The sequence below is a fragment of the Pandoraea norimbergensis genome, assembly GCF_001465545.3.
Taxonomy (GTDB): Bacteria; Pseudomonadota; Gammaproteobacteria; order Burkholderiales; family Burkholderiaceae; genus Pandoraea; species Pandoraea norimbergensis.
Genome location: NZ_CP013480.3, coordinates 4,421,313 through 4,440,466, shown reverse-complemented (window position 1 = coordinate 4,440,466; position 19,154 = coordinate 4,421,313). Strand labels below are relative to the sequence as shown.

Here is a 19,154-nt window from a genome sequence, read left to right as displayed (position 1 = left end):
GCGGCCGGGGACTCCCCGGCCGCACTGCTTCTTACCATGCCAGACGCACCTCTTTCTGCCTCGGTGCCACTTGCCGAGCGCTTGCGCCCCCATACCATTGACGACGTGATCGGCCAGCGCCATCTGCTCGGCAAGGGGAAACCTTTGCGCGTGGCATTTGAAGCAGGTCGTCCGCATTCGATGATCCTGTGGGGCCCGCCCGGTGTGGGGAAAACCACCCTCGCGCGGCTCATGGCCGACGCATTCAAGGCGTATTTCATCTCGCTCTCGGCTGTGCTTTCCGGCGTGAAGGACATTCGCGACGCGGTGGAAGCGGCGCAGATCCAGCGCGGGCAGGGGCGCCAGACGGTGGTGTTCGTCGATGAGGTGCATCGCTTCAACAAGGCGCAGCAGGACGCTTTCTTGCCGCATGTGGAATCGGGGCTCTTCATCTTCGTGGGTGCCACGACCGAGAACCCGTCGTTCGAAGTGAATGGCGCATTGCTCTCGCGTGCGGCCGTGTACGTGCTCAAGAGTCTGAACGACGACGAACTGGGCGAAATGGTCACGCGCGCGGCCCATGAGCTCGGCGACATCACGTTCACCGACGAGGCGCGTCAGGGGCTGATCGACTCGGCCGACGGCGACGGGCGCAAGCTATTCAATAACGTGGAAATCGTGGCGCAGGCAGCGACGTCGCAGGGTATCGACACCATCGACGACGCGTTGCTTGCTAGCGTGCTGGCCGAAAACTTGCGTCGCTTCGACAAGGGCGGCGACGCGTTCTACGACCAGATCAGCGCGCTGCACAAGTCGGTGCGCGGCAGCTCGCCGGATGGTGCGCTGTACTGGTTCTGCCGCATGCTCGATGGCGGCGCCGATCCGCGTTACATGGCGCGGCGCATCGTGCGCATGGCGTGGGAAGACATCGGGCTGGCCGATCCACGCGCAGCGCGCATCGCACTGGACGCGGCAGAAACTTACGAGCGTCTGGGCACGCCCGAAGGTGAGTTGGCACTGGCGCAGGCGGTGCTTTATCTGGCGGCCGCCCCTAAATCGAACGCGGGCTACAACGCCTACAACCAGGCGCGCGCGTTTGTCAGCAAAGACAAATCTCGTGGTGTGCCGGTGCATTTGCGTAATGCACCGACCAAGCTGATGAAGGAACTGGGCTACGGTCACGAGTACCGCTACGCGCATGACGAGCCGGACGGCTATGCCGCTGGCGAGACGTACTTCCCGGATGATCTGCGGGCGCAGCAGTGGTACCGTCCGGTGCCGCGCGGGCTGGAAGGCAAGATTGGCGAGAAGTTGAACTGGCTCAAGTCGCTCGATGCTGACTGGCGCCGTGCGAATGCCAAGGGGCGTAAAGCGGGCAATGGCACCGATTCGGTACCGCAGTCCAAGGCGTCCGGCGGCGCGTCATCCGTCTCTGCACCGTCGTCTTCCGCGCCATCTTCGGAAAAATCACCACCGGCCGATACCAGCGACGACGAGTGAGTTTGGTAAAATCACCCGCTTGATGCCGTTTTTGGCGCGATGAGCGCACCGTTTGCGGCCAGAACGAATTTTATGACTCACTGAAGTGAGTCGCTAACGACAGACTTCCCACCATGCTCGACATTCAACTTCTTCGCAAGGATCTCGACGGCGTTGCGGCGCGGCTCAAGGCGCGCGGTTACACGCTGGACGTGGCGACGTTCGCTGCGCTCGAGGCAGAGCGCAAGCAGATCCAGACGCAAACCGAGGAGCTGCAAGCCCGCCGCAACGCGCTTTCGAAGCAGGTCGGCATGAAGAAGGGCAAGGGCGAAGACGCCTCGGCCGAAATCGCCGAAGTCGGCGGTATTGCCGACACGCTCAAGGCATCGTCGGTACGCTTGGAAGAGATTCAGACGCGCATGTCGGACGTGCTGCTAGGCGTGCCGAACCTGCCGCACGAAAGCGTGCCGGTGGGCAACGACGAAACGCAGAACGTGGAAGTGCGCCGCTGGGGCACGCCGCGCGAGTTCGACTTCACGCCGCGCGATCACGTCGATCTGGGCGCCAAGCTGGGTCTCGACTTCGACGCCGCAGCCAAGCTGGCGGGCGCGCGTTTCTCGGTGATGAAGGGCGGCATTGCCCGCCTGCATCGCGCACTGGCGCAATTCATGCTCGACACGCACACGGGCGAGCACGGTTATACGGAAACGTATGTGCCGTACATCGTGAACGCGGCGTCGATGCGCGGCACGGGTCAATTGCCGAAGTTCGAAGACGACTTGTTCAAGGTGCCGCGCAAGGTGGGCGGTGACGATGGCGAGCGCATCGAGAACTTCTATCTGATCCCGACGGCGGAAGTCTCGCTCACGAATCTGGTGCGTGACGAATTGCTGACGAACGACGCATTGCCGATGCGCATGGTGGCGCATACGCCGTGCTTCCGCTCGGAGGCGGGCAGCTACGGCAAGGACACGCGCGGCATGATTCGCCAGCACCAGTTCGACAAGGTCGAGTTGGTGCACGTGGTGCGTCCGGAAGAGTCGTACGACACGCTGGAGATGCTGGTCGGTCACGCCGAAGCGATTCTGAAGAAGCTAGAACTGCCGTTCCGCACGATCGTGTTGTGCACGGGCGATATGGGTTTCGGTGCGGCCAAGACGTATGACATGGAAGTGTGGATTCCGGCGCAGGGTACGTACCGTGAGATCTCGTCGTGCTCGAACATGGAGAGCTTCCAGGCGCGTCGCATGCAGGCACGCTTCCGCAATGCGCAGGGCAAGCCGGAGCTGGTGCACACGCTGAACGGTTCGGGTCTTGCGGTGGGGCGCGCGTTGGTGGCGGTGCTGGAGAACTATCAGAACGCCGATGGTTCGATCACGGTGCCGGACGTGCTGCGTCCGTACATGGGCGGCATTGAACGCCTTGAGCCCGCCGCGTAAAAATTTTCAAAAAAGACTTGGCAGCCGAAAAAATTCGGCTATAATCTCCTTCTCGCTGCTTGAGGCCACTCAGGCAGCGACTCAAAGCAGAAAGTGTGCTTGGAGAGGTGGCAGAGTGGTCGAATGCGCCAGACTCGAAATCTGGTGTACGGTTATACCGTACCGTGGGTTCGAATCCCACCCTCTCCGCCAAGCAAACAAATCAGCCCTTGATCATTCAAGGGCTTTTTTGTTTTTGCGCGCCAGATATGCCATCGGGTGTGCCAGCGCTTATTCGATGTGGTGGGCCGAGTGCGGTGGGTATTGATGGATGGCGCTCACGGGGTGTAACAGAATTGTCGTACTCCGATGTCATCATCCGTACTTTCCAGAGTTGCGTGCTGCATGGGCGATGGACGCATGCCGTCCGGTGCGCACCGAGGCTGGCGATCGGCGGCGTGACGCGCCGTTGGTTCGGAAGCCGGGAGCATGCATCTTGCGTCTGTACTTGCTGGGTTTGAGCCGCTATGGCGCGCTGCTGCTGGTGTTGAGCGCGGGAACATTTCCCGCGCGAGGTGCACCGGCCGACACCGTGACCGGCAAAGACAGTGAGCGCGGACAACCCACGGTGCCGGTACGGCCTGCGCAGCAGACGCCGGGGGCCGATGCCGAACCCACGTCCTTCTTCTTCGATATCCCTGCGCAGCCACTGGCCGATGCCCTGCAACGTTACGCCATGATCTCCGGCCGTCCCGCTCTCTTCAGTAGTGCACAGGTGGCCGGCCTGACCTCGTCGCCCGTGCGCGGGGACTTTCCCGCCGACACCGCACTGGAGCGCCTGCTGGCGGGCACCGGTCTCGCCATTCAGCATGCACGCTCGGGGCCCGCAGAGGCTTTCGTCCTCAAAGCACTGCCGGCCGAAGCGCTGCCTGCGGGCGACGACACCCCCGCCAACGCCTATGCCGGCCGGGTACAGGCGGGCGTCTGGGCGGCGCTTTGCGCCAATGCGCTGACCCGGCCAGGACAATACCGGACGTTATTGCGTTTCGAGATCGACGCGACCGGCGTCTTGCGTCAGGCACGTCTGCTGACCTCGACCGGGGAGCGTGCCCGCGACGCCGCCGTGCTTCGGGTGCTCGCCAGCGTGCGCGTCGACGGTGCGCCGCCCCACGATCTGGCCCAACCCTTGACGATGGTGCTGTTGCCGCGCGATCCGTATCACGCGGATGCGTCCCCCGTCTGCCGGTCGCCGGGCAAAGAGGGGCATTCATGACGGAGAACGTCGGACCGCTGCCCGAATACCTGACCCGCCACTATCACAATCTGAAGCGGCGCCTCACGCGCCTGCTGGGCAACAGCGATCTGGCGGGCGACGCCTTGCACGACGCCTGGGTCAAGCTCCAAACGCAAGAGCCGACGGCGGGTGAGACCGTGCAGAGCCCGGGCAGCTATCTGGTTCGCGTCGCCGTGAATATCGCGCTCGACGCGCAGCGCAAGCAAAGCCGCTCGCTCTCGTTCGACGAGGTCGATGCGTTGATGCACCTGTCGGATACGGCGCCCGGCCCGGCGCGCGTTGCGGAAGACCGCTCGGAACTCGATGCCCTCATGCAGTTGATGGAGCGGCTGCCCGAACGGCGCCGTCAGGTGTTGCTGCTGGTTCGATGGGAAGGGCTGCCGCAGAAGGCGGTGGCCGAGCGTCTGGGGGTGTCGCTACGCGTCGTCGAGAACGAGCTGCGTCGCGCGCACGATTTTCTGGATGAAAAACTGAAAGCTAAAAAATAGTTGAGGGATTTGTGCGATGCCGTTCGTCCATACACTGGCGGCATCCGACGAAGCGCGGTTCCGCGTTATCGATACCGCTAGATTGCCCGCCTCCGGCAGGGCACCCATGTTGATGCAATGAATACACGCGACACTTCTCCGGCCCCTCTCTCGGACGACCTGCAACGGCAGGCGCGCGTCTGGCTGCGGCTGTTGGATTCCGGCGATGTGACCGAAGTCGACGCGCAAGCCTTCCGGCGCTGGCTCGACGCGAGCGCCGATCACAAGCTCGCTTTCAACGAGGTGAAGCACCGCTGGGCGACACTGCGCACGGCAAGCGGCATGTACGTCGAGCGGCATCCGAACGCGATGCCAGGCGCCGTAGCGGTGCCGGCAACGCCCGAAACGCCACGTCCTGCCGTGCGACAGCGCTCGGCAGGCCGTCGCGCGTTCATCGGCGGTGCGCTGACGGTAGGCGCGGCGGCGGCCGTCGCCGGTTTCTATCCGGATGTGCTGCGCCGCGTGATGCCGGACTCGTTGGGCGCCGACGAGCGCACGGCCGTGGGCGAGCAGCGCACGCTGACGCTGGCGTCGCAGACTGTGGTCACGCTCAACACGCAGACCAGCATCCGCCAAGGTATTCAAAACGGCAGGACCGTGAGCGTGACGTTGCTCTCTGGCGAGGCCGCCGTCGATCTGGGGGGCTCGGCCGAGCCGTTCACGGTATCGGCTGGCGTAGGTAGCGCCCGTGCGCAGGACGGACGCTTCGAAGTCCGCTATCTCGATGGCAAGGCCTGTGTCACATGCATCGACGGCACGGTTCAGGTTTCGCATCCCGCCGGCAAACGATCCTTGCAGGCGCATCAGCAGGTCGCCTACAACGACCATGTGCTGAGCGACGTCGGCAATGTCAATGCGCTGGCCGTGGCGGCATGGCGTCGTGGCGAACTGGTGTTTGACCAGATTCGTCTTGTCGATGTTGTTGCAGAGATCAATCGCTATCGCTCGGGGCGGGTCGTGCTGGTCAACGAGGCGGCCCGGAACCAACGTGTGACGGGGCGCTTTCGTATCGCCTCGCTCGACGCAGCGTTGGCACAACTGGAGAGCACGTTCGATCTGAATGCCAGGTCCTTGCCGGGAGGACTGTTGATTCTGAGCTGACGATCTTGCGTGTCGAAGATCGGGAAATAGTTGAGGGTTTCCGCACTGCCCATTCGTCTTAGCGACTCGGGAAGCCAACACAACGCCAAAAGCGGCGATGTGCACGTTTCCGGCAACGGGGTCGCCGATGGCGAATTTGCCGGAAACGCTTAACTATCAGCGAGGATTCGGGCATGAGCACGCGTGAACGCCAAGGGGCAACGGCAATGGGAAGCAGCGGTCGCAGAATCGGCAAAGAACGTGTGCGCCGTTCGCGCAGGGCGGCCCCCGTCGCACATGCGATCACGCTGTTGCTCACCACGATGGGGGCGGCACACGCCCAGCAAGCGTTCAGTAATGCATGGTTTGCCTCACGCGGTGCCGCACAGGCCACTGCGTCGCAGACGGGGCGCTTGCCCAACGGCGTGCCGGTGTCGTCGCTCATGGACCCGTCGGCACAGCAGCAGCAAGCGAACGCACAACTTCAACGCTCGATCGCAAATCTCGCCTCGGCGGCGCAGAACATTGCGGCGATGCAGGCCGCGCAGGCCAATGCGCGCACGGCGGCAGCCAACAGCGTCACCACGATCCCCGACGGCCTGACCGAAGGCGGCCTGAAGGTCGACACGAACAGCCTGACCAAAGGCTGGATCAATGCCCAAGCGCCCACGCAAACCACAGCGAATGGCAAGACCAACGTCAACATCCAGCAGACCGCCAACAAAGCGATCCTGAACTGGGAGACGTTCAACGTCGGTCGCAATACATCGGTGAACTTCGCGCAGCAAAGCGACTGGGCGGTGCTCAACCGCATCAACGATCCGAGCGCACGCCCGAGTCAGATTCAAGGGCAGCTTCACGGCGATGGCACCGTGCTGATCCTGAACCGCAACGGGGTGATCTTCGGCGGTACCAGTCAGGTCGATACGCGCAATCTGGTGGTCGCGGCGGCACGAATGAGCGACGCGCAGTTCCAGACTGGCGGGATCTATGGGGCGAACGGCACGACGCCGACATTCACCGATGCGTTGGGCAAGGTCGAAGTCCAGGCGGGCGCAAACATCACGACACGCACGCCCACGTCCGTGACGCAAGGCGGCGGCTATGTATTGTTGCTCGGCAATCAGGTCAGCAACGCCGGGACGATCGTCACGCCGCAAGGGCAAGTGGCGCTGGCCGCCGGTGACAGCTTCGTGATTCGCAAGGGCGTGGGCACGGACGCGAACACGCCGTCGACCACGCGTGGCAACGAGATATCACCGCAGTTCGTCGCGCAGAGCACGGCAGGCAAGGTGGTTAATACGGGCTTGCTGATGGTGCCGGAAGGCGACGTGACGATGGCGGGCCGCGACGTTCAGCAACTGGGCACGGCGGTGTCGACCACGACCGTCAACACGCGCGGCACGATCCACTTGCTGAACTCGGCGAGCGACACGCTGGGCAAGGTGACGCTGGGCAGCGGGGCGCTCACGTCGGTGCTTGTCAGCGACAACGGTGCAACGGCGTTGGACAGCCAACGCGCGGCCCTTATTCAGGATTCCGCCACGCAGGATGTACTGCGCGCGAGCATGACGGCCGGACTGTTCGACAACCTATCGAGACTCTCGGATCGTCGAGATCAATCGCGCGTCGAAATCGTGAGCGGTGGCAATGTCGAATTTCAGGGCAACTCGCTCACGCTTGCCACCGGCGGCCAACTCGCCGTAAGTGCCACGGGGCGCAGCTTTGTAACGAGCGGTGCGCGACTCGATGTGTCTGGCGCGCTCGGCGTATCGCTGTCGATGGACAGCAACAACGTCAAGATCAACGTGCAGGGCAACGAACAGCGAGACGCGCCCGGCAACCGCGATAACGCGGCACTGAACAATGCGAACGTCTATGTCGATCGCCGCCGTTTGGTCTACGTTCCGGCGGCACTAGGGGGCTACGCGAACGAGCGTTGGTACACGCCGGGCGGGCTGCTGGAAGTGGGCGGCTACTTGGCGAATCAAACGCATGGCATTGGTGAATGGGCGGCGCAGGGCGGCACGGTGACGATCGGCGGCAATGAGGTGGTGACGCAAAAGGGCGCGTCCATCAACCTGTCGGGCGGCTCGCTCAACGTGCAGACCGGCTATCTGAACCAATCGTGGCTCAAGGGGGCGGACGGTCAGGTGTACAACGTCAACACCGCCCCGTCGAACGTGCTCTACACCGGCGTGTACACCGGCTTCGAGGTGGAGCACCCACGCTGGGGAAAGACTACGACGGAGTCCTACGCGAATCCGCTCATCGCACCCACGCGCGTGCTGCAAAACGGCTATACCGTAGGTCGCGATGCAGGGCGCCTGACGATCTCGGCACCGACCGCCGTGCTCGAAGGCGATGTGATCGCCAACGTCTACACCGGGCCGGTACAGACGCAGGCACGTCCGGCTGCACTCACCGACGGTTATGCGCTCAGCCAGTTCGCCGTGGCCCGCTCGGGTTCGCTGACGCTGGGCCAATACTCGGGCGTAGGCCGAAGAGAAGCGTTTGCCACCGATGTCGTGATCGGCGATATTGGCCGCATCACCGACGGCATAGGTGTCAACGACACTCTCGCAGACACGCGGAAAAACACAGTGTGGCTCGATGCTGCGCTGATGAACCAGACGCGTTTTGGTGAAATCGATCTCGCGACGCGCGGTGCCATTGCCGTTCGCTCGGATCTCCAACTCGACAATGGCGGTCGTCTCGCGCTGGCCGCGCCAAACATCGATGTGATGGCCAACGTCACCGTGCCGGGTGGCACGGTCAATATCTCCAACCTTTTCCTCCGGGCTGGGGACGTTGGCCCGATCGCATTGCTGCCTGCCTCGGGCGCGGTAAGTCTCTCGCTGGCCCCCGGGTACACCGTGAGCACGCGCGGCGTCTGGGTCAATGCCGCGCTCGATCCGAATTCGACGTCGCAGGTCGCCTATCTCAACGGCGGCAGCGTGACCTTCGATTCCACGGGAGATCTGACGATCGGCCGAGGCAGCTTGATCGACGTGTCTTCCGGTGGCGCAATTCTGGCGGGCGGCAAAACCCAAGGTGGCGCCGGCGGCAACGTCACGCTCATTGCGGGAGACGCTGGCGGCGGCGTCGGGAGAAGTGTCGGCACGCTGACCTTCGATGGCAATGTCGCGGCCTACGGGGTGAACGGGGGCGGCACACTGACACTGTCGACGCCGGACAGTATTCTGATTGGCAACAACGCCGGTATCGCGGGTGGCACGCTTGCGGCGGGGACACCGGCTGCCGTGTCGGTGAAACTCGCGCAGACACTGACGATTGCGGCGGGTACGCCGCTGCCGATGGACCTTGTCGAAAAACATACGACGATGGTCTACGACACGCCGACGCTGGCCGATATCGCGATGTCAGGCGTGCCGGTGGGCGCGACACTCGCGGATTGGATTGTGCCGAAAGGGCTGCTGCTCAAGTCCCGGGATATCAACAATCAAGACACTTACTTTTTCGCTGGGGATACGATTCCGAAGGGGACCGTCCTCACGGGATGGGGCGGAAGCGGCGTCATCGCGAAGGGGACGGTGGTGCCCTCCAACGTCTTTCCGAACGGCATTCCGGTCGATCCATATCAGTTCGTCTTCACCGCGGGCTCGGTGCTCACCGTGCCGAAGACCTACACCGTCGGCTCGATCGTTCCTGCCGGTGTGGTGCTCACGCAGACGATTGCCGTCACCCCGGTCCCGACGTTCAACGCCGGCACATCGGGCAGCGGGAATTCGCTCTTCAATGCCGGATTTTCCAACTTCGATATCAATGGCGGACAGGGGGTGCGTGTCGACAATGGCGTCGCGCTCGCGCCTGTCATGCCGGTCTACCGATTCACGGCGGATAGCCTGAAGGCGGTGACGGGCAGCGATCCGTCCAAAGCGATGACGCTCTGGACGCCGCCCGTATTTGTGGAGAGTCCGCAGACCGACGCGCTCACGCAGCGCGCAGGCGCGAGCATCGCGCTGCGATCGCTGCGCAAGGATGACCAAGGCAATCCGGCGGGCGGCAGTATCGTCGTTGCGCCGGGGGCTTCCGTGACGGTCGATCCGGGACAGAACATTACGCTCGACGCCTTCGGTCAGATGATGGTCGACGGCACACTCAGCGCACGGGCAGGCAAGATCAATCTGATTGGCGACGCCGACGGTGCCTTCTCGGCCTCGCGCAATTTCGACGAGAACGGCGTCGTTCGCGGCACCTCGCTCTGGCTGGGTTCGAACGCGAAGCTCGACGTCTCGGGCGTGGGCTATTCGGCCATCGACGGGTCCGGGCGCACCTACGGCACGGTGTTCGATGGCGGCACGATCAGTCTGAGCGGTGGTACGTCGTTTGTCGTCATCCGCCCCGGTGCGGAACTCAACGCCGATGGCGCCAATGTGACGGTCGATACGGCCACCGTCGCTGGCCAGCCGGTGAGCGCAAGCGGCCGCATGTCGCGCACTTCCAATGGCGGTGCCATTGCGCTCAGTTCGATGGGTGGCCTGCAACTCGACGGCAATCTCCATGCGTTCTCCGGTGGTCAGGGGGCGTCGGGCGGGGATCTTTCGGTCTCGATGCTCACGCCGTTCTACCCCGATCTGTCCAACGCGATACCCAAAAGCGTACTCGTCCCGAGTGTGCTGACGCTCACCCAGTCGCGAGTGGCCGCTCCCAGCCTGAGCGGCCCCGGCTCGCCGGTAGCGGCGTTGCCGCTGGGCCGTGCCACCGTCGGTGTCGACATGGTCAAGGCGGGCGGCTTCAGTTCGCTCTCCCTGACCTCGGGCGACTACATGATGTTCATAGGCGACGTGTCGCTCGCAATGGACAAGAGCCTGAAGCTCAATGCCAACGCTTACACGTCGGGCGAGAAGTTGGTGGCGGGCGACGACCCTGCCACGAAAGCGAGCAGCAACACCGTCCGTCTGTCGGCGCCGTATGTCCTGCTCAGTGGCAAAGTTGTCGCGCCGCCGGACGGTGTGGTCAGCGGCTCGATTACCAACCCCGGCGCGTCGGGGCGGCCGACGACGGCGACCTTCGAAATCGACGCCAACCTGATCGATGTGCAAGGCCCGGTGCTATTCTCGGCGCGCACCGGCTATTACGACTCGGTGAACTACGTCAACGTCGATACTTCGTCGCCGGGGTTCCGTACGACGCGGCTCGTCAGTCAGGGCGATATCCGTTTCCTGCCGACGCCCGCCGTGCAACAAGGCACCAGCCTGATCACATCCTGGGATTTCGACCTGGAAGCCGCGCAGGTTTATCCGACGACCGGGGCTGTCGCGAGCATTGTCGCGGGACAACAGCGCGTGACTGACTACGCGGGCACGCTGACGTTGGGACGCACCACGGCGACGATCCCCGACGCACCGCTGTCAGTCTTCGGCACGCTTTTCCTGTCGGCGCCAAACGTTCGTCAGGGGGGCGTGTTGCGCGCACCGTTCGGTAAGTTGATGATCGCGGCGACACCCGCGGCATTACAGGGCGGAAACGTCTACACGAAGGACATCGAGTTCTTGCCCGGCAGTCTTACCTCCGTGTCGATGAACGGCATGACCGTGCCTTACGGCGGTACGGTGGATGGCGTGACTTACGCGTACAACGGCGCGGCGTTGGCCCCGCTCATCGGCTACGGGCTGGGACTCACGTTGAGTGCGGGCGGATCGGGTATCTCGCTCGAAGGATTGACGATGCGTGTCGACAACGGTGCCGTGCTCGACCTCACGGGCGGGGGCACCATCGCTGGCGCGGGATTCGTCTCGGGACGTGGCGGGTCGGTCAACGTGCTCAACACGCCACTGGTCAACGCTAACCCGACCATGAAGCTCAGTCGCGCGAGCGACAAGGTCTACGCCATCCTGCCGGGCTACACGTCGGCCTACGCACCCGTCGCCGCAGAGAACGGCGCGGGCGATCCGGTCGTCGGTCAGCGCATCACCCTCGGCGACGGGGTTCCCGGGCTGCCACCCGGCACCTACACCTTGCTGCCGTCGAACTATGCGCTGTTGCCCGGGGCCTATCGCGTAGAGATCGGCGGTACGGGACAGAATCTGCCGGCCACGGCGACCGCTGCCGGCAACGGCACGTACCTCGTCTCCGGGTACACGAGCATCGCGAACACATCGACACGCAGTCAGTTGCCGTCGACTGTGCTGGTCACGCCGGGCACGGCGGTGCGCAAGTACTCTCAGTTCAACGAGCAGGGCTATAGCGAGTTCATGACGAGCCGGGTGCAGCAGTTCGGGGGGCTGATGCCCATGCTGCCGCGCGACGGCAAGGGGCTGCAATTCCTGTTCGACATTCCGTATGCGCCGGACCCGATGCCCGCGACGAGCGTGCTGTCGTTCGGCGGCAAGGCGGTGTTCCAGCCCACGACCGGCGGTGTGGCGGGGCAGGTCGCCGTGCTCAACATCGGCGAAATTACAAACGGTGGCGTGACGCCGGGCTTCAATGGTCTGTCGGTGAGTGCTGCGGACCTGAACGCGATCGGCGCCCCGCGACTGAACATCAACGGAAGTGCCGGGCCACTCAATGGTGTCTTCTACTTCCAGCCGAGTTCCGGGGCCGCAGACCTGTATGTGCGCGACGGCGTGACGCTCAGTGCAGGAGAAATCTACCTCGTCGGCAACAACCTCAATATTGGTAACGGTGTGACGTTGAGTACGGTCGGCCGTGGGCCTGCCACCTTTGATACGGCGTCGACCGGCATGAAGTACTCGTCAGGGACGTCGACGGTGCTCGGGTTGTCCAATGGTGACATCCAGTTCCTCGGATCGACCGCCAGCAACGGATCGATCAACATCGGCGCGGGTTCCGGGCTGTATGCCGAGGGCACGCTGGCGCTTGCCACCAACGGCGCGTCGAACATCGATAACAGCGCGCATTTCGGCGCGCGCAATATTGCGTTGGCCGTCGGCACGCTCAATGTTGGCGATGCGACGCAGATCGCGGCAGCCGGCGATCCGGCGGGCGTGCGGTTCAATCAGTCAGTGCTCAACACGCTGTTGCAGGGCGATCCGGCGCATGGCGCACCTGCGCTGCAACGTCTGACGCTGAGTACGGCAAATTCCCTCAATCTATTTGGCAACAACGGTTTGGACACACGGGGAACGGGTGTCGATCTCGTCCTCAATTCGGCCGCAATTTACGGTATCGGTGCGTCGACCGATCAGGCGATCGTCGCCGCCGATCGCATTACCTGGAACGGCATACCCGGCGCCAGCGCACCGGCGGTAGCTGCCGGCGGCCCGGGGATGGGCAACGGCTCGCTTCGGTTCGTCGCCCGGGAAATCGACCTCGGGCAGGTCGTGACGCTCGATACGTCGAACGTCAATCGCACGATCTATGGCTTTGGCAACGTCGATTTCGCGGCGAGCGAACGGATCGTCTCGGCCGGCCGCGGGGCGCTGTACGTCTATCAGGCACCGGGTTCGCAACCGGGTAGCGTTCTCGGCCAGAGCGGTACAGGGGGCAATCTCACGCTGACCACGCCGGTGCTGACCGGTGCGGCAAAGTCGATCATGAACTACACGGCGGGCGGCACACTGAGCGTGGCCGCACCTGCTGGCGCGACACCGGGGGCGGCGACGTCGAGCGTTGCCGGGGCCGAGATCGATCTTTCCGGCAACAACGTGAATATCGGCAGTACCGTGCGCCTGCCGAGCGGCAAGTTCGTGGTCAATGCCGCGAACGACATCGTGCTCGACGGGAATAGCCGGATCGACCTTCGCGGTCAGCCGACGATGATCCAGACCGCCACCGCCTACGGATTTGGCGGCACCGCCAGCTTCAATAGTGCGCAAGGCGACGTCCGGCAAATGACCGGATCGGTCGTCGACGTGTCGGCGCAACAAGCCAACGCCGGCGCGATCTCCATCGACGCCAGCAAGGGCACCGTCTCGCTGGTCGGCAAGATGCTGGCGAGCGCCAACGACGGCTATACGAGTGGTGCGTTCGGGGCGTCCGCAGGCACCTTTTCGGATTTCGCCGGATTGAACGCGCTGCTCACCCAAGGCGGCTTCTTCAACGCCCGTAGTTTCGACCAGAAGCAGGGCGATCTGGTCGTTGGCGATGGGGTGAAGGCGCACAACATCGGCATCGCCGCCGATCGCGGGACCTTGACGGTCAACGGCACTATCGACGCGTCTGGCGCAGCGCCGGGCACCATTCGTTTGTCGGGGGGCAACGGACTGACGCTCGGCAGCAGCGCGGTGCTCGATGCACACGGCACGTCGCTGCAAGTCGACAGCTACGGTGCGCCCATCGAGGCGAAGAATCGTGGACACGTCGAGCTCACGGCCGCAGGTGGCACGCTGACGCTCGCGCCGGGCGCTACCATCGACGTGAGCACGCCGGGCGGCAAGCATTACGGCGACGTGATCCTGAACGCCATGCGTACCGCAGAGACCGCTGGCGATGTCGCGATCAGCGCGGCCGGTCCGCTGACGATTCGCGGTGCGGACAGCCTCGCTCTGAACGGTGTATGGACGTACATGTTGCCTTCGGGCAGCGTAGTCACGCAATCGGCGCTCGACGGCTACGATGCGGCGAGCACCACCTTCATGAATCTGGCGTTGGGCAACACGGCGCTGGGCGCGCGAACCGCTGGACTGGCTGCCTACGGCAACACCTACCATCTTCGTCCGGGGGTGCAGATTGCGTCGTTGGGCGATCTCGCGACGTCCGGCGACATCGATCTCGCGAAGTACCGCTACGGGGCGGGCGCAGATCGCGATCCGAATTCGGCGACGTATGGTGCGGGGGAGCCAATGGCACTGATCCTTCGCGCTGCCGGCAATCTGAAGATCGGTGGCAGCATCTCCGACGGGTTCACCGCGACCCGCGCGGGCTCGCCGGTATTCTCGACCATCACGCCGAGCACGTTCTCGACTGACACGGCGCACTTCGTCAAGCAGGGTGTCATTCTCTGGCGCATGATCGCCGGCAACCAGATGGTCGTGAGTAACCCGGCCGGCTGGGTCGTGCCGACGCTCAACACTGGGGTCGCCCTTCCGCTCCCGTTCCGGCCGATGTCGGCGAATGGCACGACCTATGCCTCGGGCACGGTCATTCCTTTCGGCACGACGTTGACCCGCCTGTACGTGCCGGTGGGCTCGGAAACCCCTTCGGCGGCCAGTCTGTCGCTGCAAACGGACCCGGGTTCGCCCGCCGCTGCCGCCACGTCGGCGCGTGCGAGCCTGCTGGCGCCCGGGACACGCTCTGCGTCGTTGCGGCTGGTGGCGGGGGCCGATTTGGCCGGCGCCGATCAGCGCGCATTGCAGTCAGTGACAGCGCTTGGCGGCGCCGGCAATCTCACCTTGAACGACAGCGTCTACGACCCGTCGCAGACGGGCACGTTTTTCAGCGTGCTGCGCACCGGCACGGGCAATCTCGACCTGCTCGCCGGTGGCAGCTTCAACGAGGCCACGCCGTATGGCGTCTACACCGCGGGCACGCAATCGGCCCCGATCCTGTCGGCCGACGGGCGCAACGCGTACAACTTGCCCGGTGCGGGAACGGGCAATCTCTTACAGGCGTGGTTTCCGGAGCATGGCGGCGACGTGTTGCTCACAGCGCAGCAAGACGTGCGCGGCAACATCCAGTTGACCAACAATCCGCTGCGTTATGTGAACAGCAATCTGGTGGGCAATTGGCTCAACCGGCAGGGCGGCGGCGGTGTGACGACGGACCCGGCTGCGTGGTCGATCAACTTCGGCTCGCTCGCGAAGACGGACCCTAACGCGAACGGTCTGCAACTGATCGGCTTCCAGGGTATCGGGACGCTTGGCGGCGGCAACCTGACCGTCATCGCCGGGCGCGACGCCGGGGTGGCGTCTGCCGCACCGGGAGGGTTGACGTCGAGCGGTCTGGATCTGGCGGTGGCATCGACCGGGCGCGTGCTTGCCGACGGCACACTCGTGCAGACCGGCGGCGGCGATATCACGCTGAAAGTGGGGGGGCGGCTCAACGACGCCGATCCGGTGGCCGTCAGCACCTTCCGGCGGGACTATTTCGGTTCGTTGACGGCGTTGCGTGGCGACACCTCGGTCGAGGCCGGCGCGGTCGGTGCCATCGTCACGCAATCGGGGGGCGTCTCCTGGACAACCTATGACCCGCGCGCCTTCGATCCCAATGCGATCAAGCTGACCTCGCGCGCGCCAGGGCCGACGTTGGTGACCGGGGATGGCTCGGCGAGCGTCGTGTCGCGAGGCGATCTGGTGCTTGCCGGCGCGAGTGACCCCGGGATGGCGGTCTTCACCGACGTGGGGGGCGGCTATTTCACGACATCCGGAACGGGCGCCTCGGCGTCGGTCACGAAAGGGGGCTTCACGAAGTACACCCTCTGGACGCCGTCGACCGGCATTCGCCTGTTATCGGCGGGCGGCGATGTTGCGCCGCTCTCGGGCGGTGGTGGCGGCGAGTTGCAGAACTCCACGGGCTTTTACCCTGGCAGCCTGAGCGCTGCGGCGCTGAACGGCGACGTGCGCTTTAGCGAAGGGCAGACGATCGAGTTGATGCCGTCGCCGATCGGACAGCTTCAGGTGCTTGCGGCCGGCTCGATCTACGGTGGGGGCTCGTCGATTGCCATGTCGGGCGCCGATATGGCGAGCGTGGCAACACCGGGTCATCCGCTCTTTTCGACGATGCGGGGCTTCAATCCCAACACCCGGACAAATGCCAGCGTGAACGCTGCGATGCGTCTCAACGACAACAGCCCGCTCGCGTTCGGCGAGGATTATCCGTCCGGCAGTCTGCATGCGCAGGATGCGACGCCGGCCCGGATCTACGCGGGTATCGACATCGATGACTTGCAGATTGGCCTTTCCAATTCGGTTTTTCGGGTCGGGTCGAGTGGATTTACGCCGAGCCATGCGCAGTGGTTTGTCGCCGCGAAGCCGTTCGAGGTGATCGCGGGACGTGACATCGTGGGCACCGGCACGTTGCCGAGCACCTTCCTGAATCAGTCGGCCAGCGACGTCTCGATGATGAAGGCGGGGCGCGACATCATCTATCAATCGGCGAGCATCGTCGGGCCGGGCCTGCTACAGATTCAGGCCGGGCGCAACGTGTATCAGGGCTTCTACGGTCAGTTGCAAAGCATCGGCGACGTCACGCATCCGTCTAATACCAACGGCGGCGCGGGGATTTCCGTGCTGGCTGGCGTCGGGGCCAATGGCCCGGACTACTCGCGCTTCGCACGGCTTTACTTCGACCCGGTCAATCAATTGGCGAGCGGCTCACCGCTGGCCGACAGCGGCAAGGTGGTTCACGCCTACGGCGATGAACTGCTGGCATGGCTCAAAAGCCGCTTTGGCTACGATGGCAAGGCATCGGACGCGCTGGCTTACTTCCTCGCGTTGCCGCAGACCCAGCAAGGCGTGTTCGTGCGTCAGGTCTATTTCAAGGAACTGCTGTTGGGTGGTCGCGAGTACAACGACACGTCGAGTCCGCGCTACGGCAGCTATCTGCGTGGCCGCGAGGCCATCGCCACGCTGTTCCCCACGAGTGATGCGCAGGGCAATGCAGTGAACTACAACGGTGCGATCACGCTGTTTAGCAGCGTCACCGGATCGACGACGGTCAACGGCAAGCCCGTGCCCGTGACGACCGACGCCACGGTACGCACCAACTTCGGCGGTGATATCCAGATGCTGAATCCGGGCGGGCGCACGCTCGTCGGTGTGGAAGGCGTGACACCGGGCGCGGTGGCGGGTGTCGTCACGCAGGGCGATGGCGATATTCAGTTCTACAGCCGCGACAGCATTCTGCTCGGGCTGTCACGGGTGCTGACGACCTTCGGCGGCAGCATTCAGGCGTGGTCGGCGCAGGGCGACATCAACGCCGGTCGCGGCGCGAAGACAACGGTGCTCTACACACCGCCCAAGCGCGTGTACGACGACAGTGGCAACGTGACGTTGTCGCCCTCGGTGCCATCGAGCGGCGCCGGCATTGCTACGCTCGCACCGTTGCCGGAAGTGCCGCCGGGTGACGTCGACCTCGTGGCACCGCTGGGCACGATCGATGCAGGGGAGGCGGGCGTGCGCGTATCGGGGAACGTCAACTTCGCTGCGCTCGCCGTCGTGAATGCCGCCAACGTGCAGGTGCAGGGCAAGTCGACGGGTTTGCCGATCGTGGCGGCCGTCAACGTGGGTGCGCTCACCAATGCGAGCGCGACGGCGGCGCAGGCAGCGTCGGCCGCGCAGGATGCCATGGCGCGCGAGCGTGTCGCGCAACGCCAGAACACGCCGTCGATCTTCTCGGTGCGGATGCTGAGCACCGGGGGCGGCGCTACCGACGGCACCGGGGGCAGCGACACGCCTGCCGGATCTCGCGTACAAGGCACGCTTGGTTACGACCGGTCGAGTCTTCTGCAACTGGTCGGTAGCGGGAGTCATCTCGATCCGCGTCAACTCGCACGGCTGACCGATGAGGAGCGTCGGGCGCTGAACACGCATTGAGTGGTATGAGGCCCCGGCGCCGTCATCCAACACAGGCGGTGCTGTTTAAGTCGGTCTGTGCGGTGGTGCGCTGCCTCGACTTTATTCTGAGCCGCGTGTCTGAGCCGCGTGGGCAAGCGCGAGCGGCTAAGTTTCGGAGAAAATCTGGTCCTTTCGATTAAAGAAATGTCGATGTCCTTCCGTAAAGCTCTGTCTGAGCCAGTTCTTGCTGGCTGAGAATCCGGAGCGCGCTGCAGATCGTGCGTACTGCTGACATTCAGCAACAGTCGGCGCACGAGCTGCGTTGCGGGGAAAGCCGCCGTGTGGCGTCTCACGTCCCATACGTCGGTGGCTTCCGGTTGTTAAGTTGTACAAATCTAATCGACCAGGACAATCAATAACATGAAGGTTCGTAATCTCTCTAGCGTCGCGCTTGCCAGTCTGCTGCTGGCACTCTCGGGGTGCGCATCAACGTCGAATCCCGATCTCGTCCGCTCGGCCGATCCGGCACTTGTGGCGTCGTTGAAGCAGGGGGTGGCGGTGCCGACCATCGAATCGAATGGTCACGACATTGCCGAAGACGTGAAGTCGGGCATGATCCAAGCGTTTAAGACGCAAGCCGAAAAGAACGGAATGCTGGTGTCGCCTGCCGGCATCCCGGTAAAGGTCACGGTGCAGGAGTACAACGCCCGTTCGGCTGCCGCGCGTGTGCTGCTTGGCGTTCTCGGGGAAAGCGATCGCATTAAAGCCCGGGTGGAAGTGTCGGGAAAGACCTATACGGTTGAGGATTCGGCGCGCAGCAGTATCAACGGGATCGATTTGGTCGCGCAGAACGTTGGCTCGGATGTGGCCAACGGCATTGCCACTATTGCGGGTGTGACGGTAAACACGATTCAACGTGTTCAGCCGCCTCCCGGTATGACGACGCGTTAATTCGTCT

Annotated in this window: 7 protein-coding genes and 1 tRNA gene; all 8 read left to right on the top strand. The window is 64.0% G+C overall.

Going from position 1 to position 19,154, the window contains the following annotated elements; all coding sequences use genetic code 11:
• Window positions 1–36: 36 nt before the first annotated feature.
• Complete coding sequence (locus AT302_RS19375) at window positions 37–1,479, top strand: replication-associated recombination protein A (RefSeq protein ID WP_084656336.1); 1,443 nt, start codon at window positions 37–39, stop codon at window positions 1,477–1,479.
• A 113-nt stretch (window positions 1,480–1,592) separates the two neighbouring features.
• Window positions 1,593–2,897 (top strand): serine--tRNA ligase, encoded by a 1,305-nt coding sequence (serS, locus tag AT302_RS19370; RefSeq protein ID WP_058375410.1) that lies wholly within the window; start codon window positions 1,593–1,595, stop codon window positions 2,895–2,897.
• Between the two features lie 101 nt (window positions 2,898–2,998).
• A tRNA-Ser gene (locus tag AT302_RS19365) sits at window positions 2,999–3,089 on the top strand.
• Window positions 3,090–3,372: 283 nt separating this feature from the next.
• The gene (locus tag AT302_RS19360) at window positions 3,373–4,149 is read left to right on the top strand and encodes a TonB family protein (protein WP_157125834.1); all 777 of its coding nucleotides are present in this window, start codon (window positions 3,373–3,375) and stop codon (window positions 4,147–4,149) included.
• Window positions 4,146–4,658 carry an RNA polymerase sigma factor gene (locus AT302_RS19355; RefSeq protein ID WP_058375408.1) on the top strand — a complete coding sequence of 171 codons (513 nt, stop codon included), beginning with the start codon at window positions 4,146–4,148 and terminating at the stop codon, window positions 4,656–4,658. Before AT302_RS19360 ends, AT302_RS19355 begins: the two co-directional genes overlap by 4 nt.
• 117 nt (window positions 4,659–4,775) lie before the next feature.
• Window positions 4,776–5,798, top strand: a complete 1,023-nt coding sequence (locus AT302_RS19350; RefSeq protein WP_058375407.1) for a FecR family protein — start codon at window positions 4,776–4,778, stop codon at window positions 5,796–5,798.
• A 173-nt stretch (window positions 5,799–5,971) separates the two neighbouring features.
• The gene (locus AT302_RS19345; protein WP_058375406.1) at window positions 5,972–18,235 is read left to right on the top strand and encodes a filamentous haemagglutinin family protein; all 12,264 of its coding nucleotides are present in this window, start codon (window positions 5,972–5,974) and stop codon (window positions 18,233–18,235) included.
• A gap of 381 nt (window positions 18,236–18,616) precedes the next feature.
• Window positions 18,617–19,147, top strand: coding sequence for a hypothetical protein (locus AT302_RS19340; RefSeq protein ID WP_058375405.1), 531 nt, complete (start codon window positions 18,617–18,619; stop codon window positions 19,145–19,147).
• The last annotated feature ends 7 nt before the right edge of the window (window positions 19,148–19,154 follow it).